The sequence below is a fragment of the Actinoplanes auranticolor genome (assembly GCF_018332655.1).
GTDB classification, from domain to species: domain Bacteria; phylum Actinomycetota; class Actinomycetes; order Mycobacteriales; family Micromonosporaceae; genus Actinoplanes; species Actinoplanes auranticolor.
In genome coordinates, this window is the sequence record NZ_BOQL01000016.1 from 141,385 (window position 1) to 153,800 (window position 12,416).

At 70.7% G+C, this 12,416-nt stretch carries 15 protein-coding genes; 7 read left to right on the top strand and 8 right to left on the bottom strand.

What is annotated here, in order from left to right; all coding sequences use genetic code 11:
* Positions 1–26: 26 nt before the first annotated feature.
* Positions 27–503: a group II truncated hemoglobin gene (locus Aau02nite_RS08300; RefSeq protein ID WP_212987718.1), complete on the bottom strand. Its 477-nt coding sequence runs from the start codon at positions 501–503 to the stop codon at positions 27–29.
* Between the two features lie 55 nt (positions 504–558).
* On the opposite strand from Aau02nite_RS08300, the gene Aau02nite_RS08305 reads away from it, so the two are divergent.
* Complete coding sequence (locus Aau02nite_RS08305; protein ID WP_212987719.1) at positions 559–894, top strand: winged helix-turn-helix transcriptional regulator; 336 nt, start codon at positions 559–561, stop codon at positions 892–894.
* Here Aau02nite_RS08305 and Aau02nite_RS08310 read toward each other — a convergent pair.
* The gene (locus Aau02nite_RS08310; protein ID WP_212987720.1) at positions 837–1,193 is read right to left on the bottom strand and encodes a type 2 periplasmic-binding domain-containing protein; all 357 of its coding nucleotides are present in this window, start codon (positions 1,191–1,193) and stop codon (positions 837–839) included. The two genes, Aau02nite_RS08305 and Aau02nite_RS08310, sit on opposite strands and share 58 nt — an antisense overlap.
* Here Aau02nite_RS08310 and Aau02nite_RS08315 point away from each other — a divergent pair.
* Complete coding sequence (locus Aau02nite_RS08315; RefSeq protein WP_212987721.1) at positions 1,192–1,347, top strand: Rossmann-fold NAD(P)-binding domain-containing protein; 156 nt, start codon at positions 1,192–1,194, stop codon at positions 1,345–1,347. The genes Aau02nite_RS08310 and Aau02nite_RS08315 overlap by 2 nt on opposite strands.
* 9 nt (positions 1,348–1,356) lie before the next feature.
* Here the strand turns inward: Aau02nite_RS08315 and miaB are convergent, their stop codons facing one another.
* Both miaB and Aau02nite_RS08325 read right to left on the bottom strand, forming a co-directional pair.
* Positions 1,357–2,850: a tRNA (N6-isopentenyl adenosine(37)-C2)-methylthiotransferase MiaB gene (gene miaB / locus Aau02nite_RS08320; RefSeq protein ID WP_212987722.1), complete on the bottom strand. Its 1,494-nt coding sequence runs from the start codon at positions 2,848–2,850 to the stop codon at positions 1,357–1,359.
* Positions 2,851–2,871: 21 nt separating this feature from the next.
* A complete protein-coding gene (locus Aau02nite_RS08325; RefSeq protein ID WP_246594987.1) occupies positions 2,872–3,357 on the bottom strand; it encodes a hypothetical protein in 486 nt (161 codons plus the stop codon).
* Between the two features lie 139 nt (positions 3,358–3,496).
* Between Aau02nite_RS08325 and Aau02nite_RS08330 the strand changes: the two genes are divergently transcribed.
* The 4 genes from Aau02nite_RS08330 (at position 3,497) to Aau02nite_RS08345 (ending at position 6,909) form a co-directional block, all read left to right on the top strand.
* A complete protein-coding gene (locus Aau02nite_RS08330) occupies positions 3,497–4,243 on the top strand; it encodes an amino acid ABC transporter ATP-binding protein (RefSeq protein WP_212987724.1) in 747 nt (248 codons plus the stop codon).
* Between the two features lie 97 nt (positions 4,244–4,340).
* Entirely contained in the window at positions 4,341–5,201 is an 861-nt protein-coding gene (locus Aau02nite_RS08335; RefSeq protein ID WP_212987725.1) for a glutamate ABC transporter substrate-binding protein, read from the top strand.
* Between the two features lie 78 nt (positions 5,202–5,279).
* Entirely contained in the window at positions 5,280–5,954 is a 675-nt protein-coding gene (locus Aau02nite_RS08340; RefSeq protein ID WP_212987726.1) for an amino acid ABC transporter permease, read from the top strand.
* A 73-nt stretch (positions 5,955–6,027) separates the two neighbouring features.
* A complete protein-coding gene (locus Aau02nite_RS08345; protein WP_212987727.1) occupies positions 6,028–6,909 on the top strand; it encodes an amino acid ABC transporter permease in 882 nt (293 codons plus the stop codon).
* 42 nt (positions 6,910–6,951) lie between these two features.
* On the opposite strand, the gene Aau02nite_RS08350 is transcribed toward Aau02nite_RS08345, so the two are convergent.
* Positions 6,952–7,164: a tautomerase family protein gene (locus Aau02nite_RS08350; protein ID WP_212987728.1), complete on the bottom strand. Its 213-nt coding sequence runs from the start codon at positions 7,162–7,164 to the stop codon at positions 6,952–6,954.
* 131 nt (positions 7,165–7,295) lie between these two features.
* On the opposite strand from Aau02nite_RS08350, the gene Aau02nite_RS08355 reads away from it, so the two are divergent.
* Positions 7,296–8,117, top strand: a complete 822-nt coding sequence (locus Aau02nite_RS08355) for an MmyB family transcriptional regulator (protein WP_212987729.1) — start codon at positions 7,296–7,298, stop codon at positions 8,115–8,117.
* Between the two features lie 33 nt (positions 8,118–8,150).
* On the opposite strand, the gene rny is transcribed toward Aau02nite_RS08355, so the two are convergent.
* The 3 genes from rny to Aau02nite_RS08370 form a co-directional block, all read right to left on the bottom strand.
* A complete protein-coding gene (gene rny, locus Aau02nite_RS08360; protein ID WP_212987730.1) occupies positions 8,151–9,875 on the bottom strand; it encodes a ribonuclease Y in 1,725 nt (574 codons plus the stop codon).
* A gap of 375 nt (positions 9,876–10,250) precedes the next feature.
* Complete coding sequence (locus Aau02nite_RS08365) at positions 10,251–10,850, bottom strand: hypothetical protein (protein ID WP_212987731.1); 600 nt, start codon at positions 10,848–10,850, stop codon at positions 10,251–10,253.
* A 1,363-nt stretch (positions 10,851–12,213) separates the two neighbouring features.
* On the bottom strand, positions 12,214–12,390 hold the full coding sequence (locus Aau02nite_RS08370) for a hypothetical protein (RefSeq protein WP_212987732.1): 177 nt from the start codon (positions 12,388–12,390) through the stop codon (positions 12,214–12,216).
* Positions 12,391–12,416 lie beyond the last annotated feature (26 nt).

Here is a 12,416-nt window from a genome sequence, read left to right on the forward strand (position 1 = left end):
ATCGCGGCAGCGGCAACCGGATATCGCTAGGACAGGCCCTGACCCGGCAGGTACGGCGGTGCCACTCCCCAGCCCCAGTGCGGCACCGGCGCCTGCCGGACGACGTCGGCCCCGGGCTGGGAATTCTGCTTGGCCAGCCGGGTGCCCCACTCCAGGTAGCCCAGGAACGCCGCCCGGAACTCCGGGTCGTCGGGCAGCCCGGCCTCGTCGGCGGCGTCCTGGATCAGGTCGATCCAGCGGCGCCGCTGCGGCTCGGTGATCGCCATGCCGAGGTGCTTGGTCACCATCTGCGGGTAGCCGCCGTGCTCCTCGGTGTAGGCCGGCGGCCCCCCGAAGACCTCGGCCAGCCACAGGGCCACGTACCGGAAATGCTCCGGGTCCATCCGGGCGAAGAGCGGCCCGAGCAGCTCGTCGTCGGTGACCTTGGCATAGAAGACCGTGGTCAGGCGGAAGAACGCGTCGGTACCGCCGGCCCACTCGTAGAGCGTCGGTGTGTCACCCATGTCCCCCACCGCACCACGGATCGGGGGCCGGCCACAAGAACGCACATAATGGTGCGTGCCCAAGCGATACTCCTGCCCGGTCGAGCTGACCGTCGACGTGATCGGCGGCCGCTGGCGCACGGTGCTGCTGTCCCACCTCGAGGAGGGTGTGCACCGCTACGGCGAGCTGCGCCGCCTGACCCCGGGGATCAGCGAGAAGATGCTCAGCCAGCGGCTGCGCGAGCTGGAGGCCGACGGCCTGATCTCCCGGCGCGACCTGGGCACCGCGGCGCCGCACGTCGAGTACGACCTGACCGACGAGGGCCGTACCCTCGCGCCGGTGCTGCAGGCGCTCTACGACTGGGGTGTCGCCCGGGCCGGGCGTACCGGTGCTGAGGTGGAGTCGCTCTGACGGTGCTTGGCGGCGATGTCGGCCGCCACCCGCACGAACGCGGCCAGCGAGCGGGACGTGCTCCGCTCGGGCCAGGCCAGCAGCGTCACGATCGGGGCGGCGTCGGTGACGGGCACGCAGACCAGCTCGCTGCGCAGCTCGTCACCGGCTGACTCGGGCAGCACGGCGATCGTCTGCCCGAGGGCGATGAGCTGCAGCAGCTGGGCGGCCTCGTGCACCAGTGGGCCGGTCGCGGCGCCCTCCGGCATGCTGGGCCAGCGGGGCAGGATCTCCCCGGCCAGGTCGGTGCTGGTGAACATGACCGACCCGGGTTACGTCGCCACGGACCTCAACGGCTTCACCGGCTACCGGACGCCGGCCCAGGGAGCGGCGATCGCGGTCCGGCTGGCCACGCTGGGACCGGACGGACCGACCGGCGGCTTCTTCAACGACGACGGTCCCGTGCCCTGGTGAGCGGCGCCGCTACAGCGCGCAGCCGCCGGTGGTGGCGGGCAGCGGCGCCGGGATGCCCACGGTCGGCAGGCCCAGCGTCACCCCGGCGGTGCGCGGGGCCCGGCCGGCCTCGTGCGCGTCGCCGGCGCGGGTGCGGCGGTGGCTCAGCGGTGCGCCGTCGGCGTTCAGGTGGTGCGGGGCCGCGTACGTGATCTCGGTGGTCACGATGTCGCCGGGGCGGATGCCGGTCAGCTCGCCGGTCGCGAAGTGCACCAGCCGGCCGTCGCGGGCGCGGCCGCTCATCCGGCCGGTGCGCTCGTCCTTGCGGCCCTCGCCGGTCGCGACCAGGACCTCGACCTCGCGGCCGACCTGCTTCTTGTTCTCCGCCCAGGTGATGTCCTCGAGCGTGGCGATCAGCCGCTCGTAGCGCTGCTGGACGACCTGCTTGGGCAGCTGGTCGGCCATCGTCGCGGCCGGGGTGCCGGGGCGCTTGGAGTACTGGAAGGTGAAGGCGCTGGAGAACCGGGCCTGGCGCACCACGTCGAGGGTGCGCTCGAAGTCGTCCTCGGTCTCGCCGGGGAAGCCGACGATGATGTCGGTGGTGATCGCGGCGTCCGGCATCGCGGCGCGGACCTTGTCGATGATGCCGAGGTACTTCTCCGAGCGGTAGCTGCGGCGCATCGCCTTGAGCACGTCGTCGGAGCCGGATTGCAGCGGCATGTGCAGCGAATGGCAGACGTTCGGCGTCTCGGCCATCGCGGCGATCACGTCGTCGGTGAAGTCCTTCGGGTGCGGGCTGGTGAAGCGGACCCGCTCCAGGCCCTCGACCCCGCCGCAGGCGCGCAGCAGCTTGCCGAACGCGAGCCGGTCGCCGAACTCCACGCCGTAGGAGTTCACGTTCTGCCCCAGCAGGGTGACCTCGAGCACGCCCTCGGCGACCAGCGCCTCGACCTCGGCCAGCACGTCGCCGGGGCGGCGGTCCTTCTCCTTGCCGCGCAGCGACGGCACGATGCAGAAGGTGCAGGTGTTGTTGCAGCCCACCGAGATCGACACCCAGCCGGCGTAGGTCGACTCGCGGCGGGTGGGCAGCGTCGACGGGAAGACCTCGAGCGACTCGAGGATCTCGACCTCGGCGTCCTGGTTGTGCCGGGCGCGTTCCAGCAGCACCGGCAGCGAGCCGATGTTGTGGGTGCCGAAGACCACGTCCACCCAGGGCGCGCGCTTGACGATGTCGCCGCGGTCCTTCTGGGCCAGGCAGCCGCCGACCGCGATCTGCATGTCCGGGTTCTTCAGCTTGGTCGGGCGCAGGTGGCCGAGGTTGCCGTAGAGGCGGTTGTCGGCGTTCTCCCGTACCGCACAGGTGTTGAAGACGACCACGTCCGCCGCGTCGGCGTCGGCGGCCCGCACGTAGCCGGCGCCCTCCAGCAGACCGGAGATGCGCTCGCTGTCGTGCACGTTCATCTGGCAGCCGTAGGTGCGCACGTCGTAGGTGCGGGCGGCGGCGGGAGAAGTCTCGGTAGTCATGGCAATTGACCAGGGTAGTCCCTAAGCCGCCGCGGGTCGCTCCGGCGTCGGGGCGGGCTTGTAGCGCGAACGGCTGCAACCGGGGCCGCGGGCGCAGGCCGGGTCCGAGCCCGTGCAGGGGCGGACGTGCCGGCGCTCCATACCGTCGTCGGTCTCCACCTCGTCGACGTGCACGGCCCGCAGCGTCCCGTCCGGCTCGGCCAGCACGTACCGGGTGGGGTTGAGGGTGTCGTCGGGCAGCAGCAGGTCGGCGCCGAGCCGGACCGCGACGGCGCTGGCGATGGTCGCCTCGGTCAGCTCGCCGGGGGCCAGGAAGCACTCGACCGCCGTCGGGAAGTCGCCGCCGACGTGCCAGACGTCGCACAGCACCGCGTCGGCGACCGGAACGTCCAGGGTCGTCACCGGCCGTTGCAGAGCACCCGACAGAGCGTCGCGGACCAAAGCCGCATCCAGGCGTCCGGCGACACACCAGCTCCAAAGCCCGTCACTCGGATCGGCGTCAGCCATACCGCTCATCGTGGACATCCCTTCGGCTGTACACCTGCACAGTTACCGCTCCGTGACCAATCTCGGCGTGAACCGATACAACCGCGCCCATAGAGTGACCCCATCCGAGTGAACCCAACGACGGGACGGTGGTCCGACGGTGCCGACAAGCGAGCCTCTCATCGTTCTCGACGGCGTCAACAAGTACTTCGGCCCCTTGCACGTCCTGCAGGATGTCAGCCTGTCGGTCGCGCGCGGCGAGGTGGTCGTCGTGATCGGACCGTCCGGGTCCGGTAAGTCGACGCTGTGCCGGGCGATCAACCGGCTCGAGCCGATCAACTCCGGCACGATCACCTTCGACGGGCAGACGCTGCCCGCCGAGGGCAAGGCGCTGGCCCGGCTGCGCAGCGAGGTCGGCATGGTCTTCCAGTCGTTCAACCTCTTCGCGCACAAGACCATCCTGCAGAACGTCATGCTGGGGCCGGTCAAGGTCCGCGGCGAGAAGCCCGCGGCGGTCCGCGAGCGCGCGATGGCCCTGCTCGACCGGGTCGGCATCGCCAGCCAGGCGGAGAAGTACCCGGCCCAGCTCTCCGGCGGTCAGCAGCAGCGCGTCGCCATCGCGCGGGCGCTGGCCATGCAGCCCAAGGCCCTGCTCTTCGACGAGCCCACCAGCGCGCTCGACCCGGAGATGGTCGGCGAGGTCCTCGACGTGATGACCTCGCTCGCCCGCGAGGGCATGACGATGGTCGTCGTCACCCACGAGATGGGTTTCGCCCGACACGCCGCCAACCGGGTGGTTTTCATGGCCGACGGCCAGCTCGTCGAGTCGGCGCCCCCGGCCGAGTTCTTCGAGAACCCCAAGAGTGAGCGCGCCCGGGACTTCCTCTCCAAGATCCTCACCCACTGAACGTCCACAGCGGATTCCCCCCTCTGCGTTGTCCGTGCAGGTTCACAATGTTTGCAGTTTCCCGCAGTTCGCAGTTTCACCTCAGAGGAGCAGGACGATGCGCATCACCCGAATGACGGCAGTGGTCGGGGCGTTCGCCCTGGCGATGGCGGCCGCGGCATGTGGCGGCGACGACAGCGGGTCGGGCTCCGGCTCCACCGCCAGCGGCATCGTCGGCAAGACGGCCAGCAACAAGAAGCTCGTGGTCGGCACCAAGGCCGACCAGCCGGGTCTCGGCCTGCAGACCGGCGGCACGTACACCGGCTTCGACGTCGAGATCGCGAAGATCATCGCCAAGGGTCTCGGGGTCCCGGAGTCCGGCATCGAGTACAAGACGACCGTGTCGTCGAACCGTGAGCCGTTCATCCAGCAGGGCCAGGTCGACATCGTGGTGGCGACGTACACGATCAACGACGAGCGCAAGAAGGTCGTCAACTTCGGCGGCCCGTACTACATCGCCGGCCAGGACCTGCTGGTGCCGGCCGCCTCGACGATCACCGGTCCCGAGGCGCTGGCCGGCAAGAAGGTCTGCTCCGTCTCCGGCTCCACGCCGGCCAAGCGGATCCAGACCGAGTACAAGGACGCCTCGCTGCAGCAGTTCGACGCGTACTCCAAGTGCGTGACGGCGCTGGCCGGCGGTCAGGTGGACGCGGTCACCACCGACGACATCATCCTGGCCGGCTACGCCGCGCAGGACCAGTACGCCGGCAAGTTCAAGGTCGTCGGCAAGAAGTTCAGCGAGGAGCCGTACGGCGTCGGCCTGAAGAAGGACGACGTCGAGGGCTGCAACAAGATCAACGAGATCCTGAAGGCGGCCGCGGCGGACGGCTCGTACAAGGCGGCGTGGGACACCACGCTCGGCAAGAGCGGGCAGGCGGCGCCGACCCTGGACGTCGCCAAGCTGACCAACTGCAGCTGATCTTTTCGAGAACGGGCGGGGCCGGCAGCGCCGGCCCCGCCCGGTTGTTCCCTGCCGCGGCGCGAGGAAGTGAGGGCGATGGACGTCTTCTCCGATCCCACGAACATCGACGTGTACGTGACGGGATTCCTGTGGATCCTGAAACTGACCGCGGCCGGCGCCGTGGGCGCACTGGTGATCGGCGTGGTGCTCGCCGCCATGCGGGTCTCACCGGTGCCCGTGCTGCGCGGCTTCGGCACGCTGTGGGTCAACACGTTCCGGAACACGCCGCTCACGCTGATCGTGTTCTTCTGCTACTTCGGTCTGTTCTCGACCCTGGGCCTGTCCCTGGCCGACGACATCGACCTCAACAACTACTGGCTCGGCGTGATCGGCCTGGCCGTCTACACGGCCGCGTTCGTCTGCGAGGCCATCCGCTCGGGCATCAACACGGTGCCGGCCGGACAGGCCGAGGCCGCCCGCGCGATCGGCATGTCGTTCTTCCAGACCCTCACGATGGTGATCCTGCCGCAGGCCGGGCGGGCGGTGGTCGCACCGCTGGGCAGCATCTTCATCGCCCTGGCCAAGAACGCCACCATCGTCGGCACGATCGGCCTGGCGGAGTCCTCGAACGCGATGAAGGAACTCATCAACGCCAACGGTGACGCGGTCATCCCGATCTTCCTCGTGTTCGCCGGCACCTTCGCCATCGTCCTGATCCCCACCGGCTACGCCTTCGGCTGGCTGGCCAACCGGCTGGCGGTGAAGCGATGAGCGAGCTTGCGAGCGAATCATCAACACTGCGTCCGACGAATGTCATCGCCGGAGCGCTAGCGGAGGCGATGGCATGAGTGCCGACGCTGTGCTCTACGACCACCCGGGTCCCAAGGCGAAGATCCGCAACGCGGTACTGACCGCCGTCTTCGGCGTCGCCGCGCTGGGGCTGGTCTACTGGATCTACCGCAAGTTCGACGAGAAGGGCCAGTGGGCGGCGGCGCTGTGGAGGCCGTTCACCGAGTCGTCCACCTGGACGGACTACATCCTGCCGGGCCTGTGGGCGACGCTGAGCGCGGCGGCGGTCGCGATGGTGCTCTCGCTGATCTTCGGCATCGTCTTCTCGGTGGGGCGGCTGTCCGACCACTGGTGGCTCAGCGTGCCGTCCGGTGTGATCGTGGAGTTCTTCCGCGCCGTACCGTTGCTGCTGCTGATGTTCTTCATCTTCTACGGCGTCCCGTTCATCACCGAGGCGCCGATGGACCCGTTCTGGGCCGTGGTCATCGGCCTGACGCTCTACAACGGCTCGGTGCTGGCGGAGGCGTTCCGCGCCGGCATCAAGTCGGTGCCCCGCGGGCAGAGCGAGGCCGGCTACGCGATCGGCATGCGCAAGAGCCAGGTGATGCGCGAGATCCTGGTGCCGCAGGCGGCCCGGGCGATGCTCCCGGTGATCGTCAGCCAGCTCGTGGTGCTGGTCAAGGACACGGCGCTGGGCTACATCATCGGCTACTCGGAGCTGCTGCAGGACGGCGTGAACACGCTGGCGGCGAACTTCGGCAACATCGTGGCGGCGGCCATCGTCGCGGCGATCATCTACATCACGGTGAACGCGTCCCTGACCACCTTCGCGGGCTGGCTGGAACGCCGGACCCGGCGCCAGGGCAAGGCACCGAAGGTGTCCGGCGGCCCGGCGCCGGTCGCGGCGGTGCCGGCCGGCGGCGCGGGCGGCGCCTGAGTGCGGTGATCCGGCGCCCGGGACGCCCGGGCGCCGGTTCGCTCAGCCTCCGGGCTGCTGCAGCTTGGCCAGGGTGAGAACCTCACCCCGGATGCCCCAGCCGCCGTCGGCGACCTCGTCGACGAGCACCATGGTGTTGTCCCGTACGGCGTCGCCGAACGTCTCGGCGTACAGGTCGGTGACCCGGTGCACGAGGACCTCCTTCTGCTCGCTGGAGAGCAGCCCGGCGGGCACCTTCAGATTCGCGAACGGCATGTCGTCTCCGCATCGTGGTGGGCATCGGGCCGGCGTCCGCTGACCCGGCATAAGCGTGGCGCCCGGTCCGGCGGTCATCCAGGGGACGCCGGCCCCTGGATACGGCGGCCGGCACCGGCGACACTGGCCGGGTGAACCTCTCTGAGCTGGGCATCTTCCTGCGATCCCGGCGAGCCCGGATCACCCCCACGGAGGCCGGCCTGCCGTCCGGGCCGCGCCGCCGGGTGCCGGGCCTGCGCCGTGACGAGGTCGCCCAGCTGGCCGGCGCCTCGGTCGAGTACTACACCGAGCTGGAACGCGGCCGCGGCGCCCAGCCGTCGACGCAGATGCTGGCGGCCCTGGCCCGGGCACTGCGCCTGGACGCCGACGAACGCGACCACCTGTTCCTGCTGGCCGGGCGCGGGGTGCCGGCGGCCCAGGGCACGGCGGCGCACGTGCCACCGGCGATGCTCCTCCTGCTGGACCAGCTCGGCAGCACCCCGGCCCGGATCATGACCGACCTGCACGAGACGGTGGTGCAGAACAGGCCGGCCGAGGCGCTGCTGGGCCCGCCGGTGCGCGACTACCTGTACCGCTGGTTCGCGGAGCCCGCGATCAGGGCCGGCTATCCCGAAGCGGACCACCCGCACCACTCGAAGGTGCTGGTCAGCGACCTGCGCGCGGCGGTCGCCCGGCGCGGAACCGACCCGGAGGCCCGGGACCTGGTCACCCGCCTGCACCGGACCGGGCGTGAGTTCGCCGCGCTCTGGGAGACCGGCGATGTGGCGGTACGGCGCGGCGAGCGCAAACGCATCAACCACGCTGAGCTCGGCGTGCTGGACATCAACTGCCAGAACCTGTTCAGCGAGGACGGCCGCCAACGCGTCCAGTTCTTCACGGCCCCACCGGGCAGCCCAGCCGTGAACCAGCTGCAACTACTCGCAGTCATCGGCACGCAGCCGTTGAGCCCTTGAGCCTGCCCTTGATCTGGCCCTTGACCTTGCTTCTTACCGGGCCAACTCGGTCACGCGCGACTCTCGGACGACCGTCACCCGGATCTGGCCGGGGTAGGTGAGCTCTTCCTCGATCTGCTTGGCGACGTCGCGGGCCAGGACCGCCGCCCCGATGTCGTCCACGTCCTCCGGCCGGACCATGACGCGGATCTCGCGGCCCGCCTGCATCGCGAAGACCTTGTCCACGCCGACCTTGCCGGCCGCGATCTCCTCGATCCGCTCGAGCCGCTTCACGTAGGCCTCGAGGCTCTCCCGGCGCGCACCCGGCCGGCCGCCGGAGCAGGCGTCCGCGGCCTGGGTCAGCACGGCCTCGATGGTCTGCGGCTGGACCTCGTTGTGGTGCGCCTCGATGGCGTGCACGACGTCCTCGGACTCGCCGTACTTGCGGGCCAGGTCGGCGCCGATCAGCGCGTGACTGCCCTCCACCTCGTGGGTCAGCGCCTTGCCGATGTCGTGCAGGAACGCCGACCGCTTGATCGTGGGGACGTCCAGGCCCAGCTCGGCGGCCATGATGCCGGCGATGTGGGCCGTCTCGACCAGGTGCTTGAGCACGTTCTGGCCGTAGCTGGTGCGGTAGCGCAGCCGGCCGAGCAGCGTCGCGAGCTCGGGGTGGATGTCGGTGATGCCGACGTCGACCAGGGCCTCCTCGGCCGCGCGCTCGCAGAGCCGGTCGACCTCGTTCTTGGCGCTGTCGAAGACCTCCTCGATGCGGTGCGGGTGGATCCGCCCGTCGAGCACCAGCTTCTCCAGGGTGAGCCGGCCCACCTCGCGGCGCACCGGGTCGAAGCAGGAGAGCAGCACCGCCTCCGGGGTGTCGTCGATGATCAGGTTGACGCCGGTCGTCGACTCGAAGGCCCGGATGTTGCGGCCCTCACGGCCGATGATCCGGCCCTTCATCTCGTCGCTGGGCAGGTGCAGGACGCTGACCACGCTCTCCGCGGTCTGCTCGCTGGCGATCCGCTGGATGGCGTCGACCACGATGTGCCGGGCCCGGGTGTCGGCGGTGTGCTTGGCCTCGCTCTCGATGTCCCGGATCAGGATCGCGGCCTCGCGCTTGGCCTGGCTCTCGAGCGTGTCGATCAACTCGGCCCGGGCGGCGTCGGCGGTCAGGCCCGCGATCCGCTCGAGCTCCTTGCGGCGGCTCTCCTCGGCGACGGTCAGCTCGGTCTCGCGGGCGGACAGGGCGGCCTCGCGGGCGGCCAGGTCGGCGTCCATCGCGACGAGCCGGCGCTCCCGCTCGACCAGCCGTTCCACCTCGTCGGCGTGCAGCCGCTCACGCTCGTCGATACGGGCCGCGCGGCGCTCGACCTCCGCGGCGTGTTCCTTGGCGGTCGCGTTGAGCAGGGCGACCTCGCGCTCGCCGCTGCGCCGGGCGGCCGTGCGGACCTGCTCCGCGTCGGACTCGGCCTGGCGGTGCGCGTGCTCGAGGATCGTGTCGGCCTCCTCGTGGGCGGCCTCGAGGACCCGGCGGGCCTCGGCCCGCGCGGAGGTGGCTTCGGCCTTGGCGGCGGCGGCTTCCGCTCGTACGGACGCAGCCTTGGCGTTCGCGTCGTCGACCTTGGCTTTGGCGGCGTCGAGGGTCTGCTCGCGGCTCTCCCGGTCGGCGGTCTTGCTCTCCTGCAGCTGACGCAGCGCACGCGCGCCGAGGACCAGGCCGACCACCACGAAGGCGGCAAGAACGACGATCGCCACTACGAGTACCCACTCCAGGGCGGTCATCTCGCCGAGTCTCCCTTCGCCGCGCCGCATCACTGCGTCGGCTGCCTGAGGGAATGCCCGACCAAGGCGACTGACCGCGGGCGTGGTCAGCCGACGGCGCCACGCGTTGGCGTCGAGGACCGACCGCGGGTATGACTGGCCGCCGCCCGCGCGGTCTGCGGGCGGCGGAGGCATCGACGGCGCCCTGCGCCTCAAGTGATGCCGTAATGTAATGCGATCTATGTTGTGCGCTTAGCCTGCGATGGTCGAGCAAACCTTGTGTAACGCGAGGCTAGGTCGCAAGTGCCGCTTCGGTCAAGGACTCATGATTCGGCAGCGGATGGGACGTACGGCACAGACCCGCTCACGCCCTGCTCACGTACGTTGTTGGGCATTTCAGGCGTAGCGGGCCCAGACGTCGCGCATCGGCTCCCACTTCTGCCCGGTCCCTTCCTTCCAGTAAGCAAGCAGGTAGGCGGCCACCGGAGTGGCGGAGTCATCCCACCAGATGCCACTGACGGTCTTGCCGGAAGCCTGGTACGCGTACTCTACGTAGTTGCCGTTGGTCCGGCCGGAAGGAGTGGCCCGCTCCACGGCGGCCCCGGCAGCGCCCGGCGTGAGGGTCCGGGCATCAACGTTCTGCCCGAGCGTCCGCACCCGCGCCTTGTCCCGGTCGGCGATGGTGGCGTACTCCACGAAGATCGCACTCATGGCGTCCATCTCGCAGCGGACCCGGCTCTTCTCACCCTTGTTGAGGACCGGGCCGTCCTTCTCACCGTTGCGCTGGCAGCCGGAGAGATGGGGAAGCCAGCCCTGAGCGACCGGGGCGAGCGGGCCGGTGAACTTCGGCTGGTTGATCGCCACCTGGTTCTGCTCGTACGGCGGGAAGGCCGCGGGGTCGGACGGGGCCGGGGCGGACGGGGTGACGGCCGGGGCCGCGGAAGGGTTGTCGGCGGTGGAGCGGCCGAGGAACCAGCCTCCGGTGCCGAAGATCACGAGTCCGGCGACCAGGCCGGCCAGGGCGGGGATGAGGAAGCGGCTTTTGGGTTGTTTGGGGGTGGGCTCGATGCGGGGGCCGGCGTTGAAGGACGGGGCTACCGAGAAGCCGTAGGGGTCGGGGGTGCTGCCGGAGATGGGGTCGGTGGCTGACCAGCTCGGAGGGCTGGAGGTGGGGCCGGCTCCGGAGGTTGGGGTGGTGCCGAAGGCGGCGCCGGAGGTTGGGCCTGCGCCTGAGGTTGGGATGGTGCCGAAGGCGGCGCCGGAGGTCGGATCCGCCCCTGACGTTGGGGTGGCGCCGAATGCCGGGTTGGCGCCGAAGGCGGCGCCGGAGGTTGGATCTGCGCCCGAGGTTGAGGTGGCGCCGTAGGTCGTTCCGGGGCGCGGGGTGGGGCCTGGGTTGGAGAGCGGTGTTGCGCCGGAAGCGGGTGTCTCGCCGTATGCCGAACCCGGCGCCGCGGTGTGGTACCCATCGGAGGCCGGCGGCCCTGCGTAGGGGTGACCTGGCGTTGAGGCCGGGTGGGTGCCGCCGGGCGGTACTACTCCTGGCGTCGGCGCGTTGCCGTGGGTGGGAGGCGCGGCGAAGGCTGAGCTGCCACTGGCAGCAGCCGGATCTCCGTAGACGGGACCGGCTCCGGCCGTCGGCGCACTCACCTGGCCGACACCGCGGTGAAATGGGCCATAGCCACCGGCCGCACTGTCGTGGATGGTCGGTGTGCCACTTGTGACCCCATTTGCAGCCGGTCCTTCGCTGAGGGGGTCTGGAGTCCCGGTCGGAACAGCCGCTGCTGCCCCTCCGCCCGGAGCCGCCCCATGCGGATAGGCCGGCGGCGTGGCGGGCTGGAAAGCGTGCGGCGGGCCGTGGTGAGGCACCGGTTCGGTGCGCTGACCAGGGATTTCGTTACCGGCTGGCGGCACCGGGACGGCGGCGTTGGCGGAGTCGGAAGCACCGGCGTGCTGGACGACCTGAGCCGTCGCGTCAGCGTCCTCGCGAAGCGGGCCGCCACCGCGCCGAGCGGGGTGGGAGTCGTCTGTCACGACGCAGCAGATTACCAGTCCGAGGCGATGACTGACGCCCCGGAAGATCCATCTACGACGATGGAGGCGCAGCCTGGCGGGCCTTGGGCCCGTCGCGGGTCAAGTGGGCGGCCCGTGGGGTCGGTCTGGTTCCCGTTGGCGCGCTCGGGTCCGGGTCGGGCCGGGCCGAGATCCACGTCGAGCCGAGCCGATCCACGGCAGGCGGCCGCGTGTTCGGCCGGTCGGGCGGATGAGGTCGGGCCGCGCGGGCCAGGTCCTCGCCGGGTAGCCGCCCGTGCGGCCGGTCGGGCAGATTTGCGTTTGCCCGCGTCGGGCCGGGTTCACGTCAGGCAGCCGCTTTACGCCAGGCCGGGCCGGTCCACGCCAGGCCGAGCCGGTCCACATCCTGCCGGGCCGGTTCACGCCAGGCCGGGCCGGTCCACGCCAGGCCGGGCCGGTCCACGCCAGGCCGGGCCGGTCCACGCCAGGCCGGGCCGGTCCACGCCAGGTCGAGCCGGTCCACATCAGGTCGAGCCGGTCCACATCAGG

Excerpts from the sequence above, each read along its gene's own strand:
- Aau02nite_RS08300 (WP_212987718.1), bottom strand. The coding sequence starts at position 503 with ATGGGTGACACACCGACGCTCTACGAGTGGGCCGGCGGTACCGACGCG.
- Aau02nite_RS08315 (WP_212987721.1), top strand. The coding sequence starts at position 1,192 with ATGACCGACCCGGGTTACGTCGCCACGGACCTCAACGGCTTCACCGGC.
- Aau02nite_RS08310 (WP_212987720.1), bottom strand. The coding sequence starts at position 1,193 with ATGTTCACCAGCACCGACCTGGCCGGGGAGATCCTGCCCCGCTGGCCC.
- miaB (WP_212987722.1), bottom strand. The coding sequence starts at position 2,850 with ATGACTACCGAGACTTCTCCCGCCGCCGCCCGCACCTACGACGTGCGC.
- Aau02nite_RS08325 (WP_246594987.1), bottom strand. The coding sequence starts at position 3,357 with ATGGCTGACGCCGATCCGAGTGACGGGCTTTGGAGCTGGTGTGTCGCC.
- Aau02nite_RS08335 (WP_212987725.1), top strand. The coding sequence starts at position 4,341 with ATGCGCATCACCCGAATGACGGCAGTGGTCGGGGCGTTCGCCCTGGCG.
- Aau02nite_RS08340 (WP_212987726.1), top strand. The coding sequence starts at position 5,280 with ATGGACGTCTTCTCCGATCCCACGAACATCGACGTGTACGTGACGGGA.
- Aau02nite_RS08345 (WP_212987727.1), top strand. The coding sequence starts at position 6,028 with ATGAGTGCCGACGCTGTGCTCTACGACCACCCGGGTCCCAAGGCGAAG.
- Aau02nite_RS08350 (WP_212987728.1), bottom strand. The coding sequence starts at position 7,164 with ATGCCGTTCGCGAATCTGAAGGTGCCCGCCGGGCTGCTCTCCAGCGAG.
- rny (WP_212987730.1), bottom strand. The coding sequence starts at position 9,875 with ATGACCGCCCTGGAGTGGGTACTCGTAGTGGCGATCGTCGTTCTTGCC.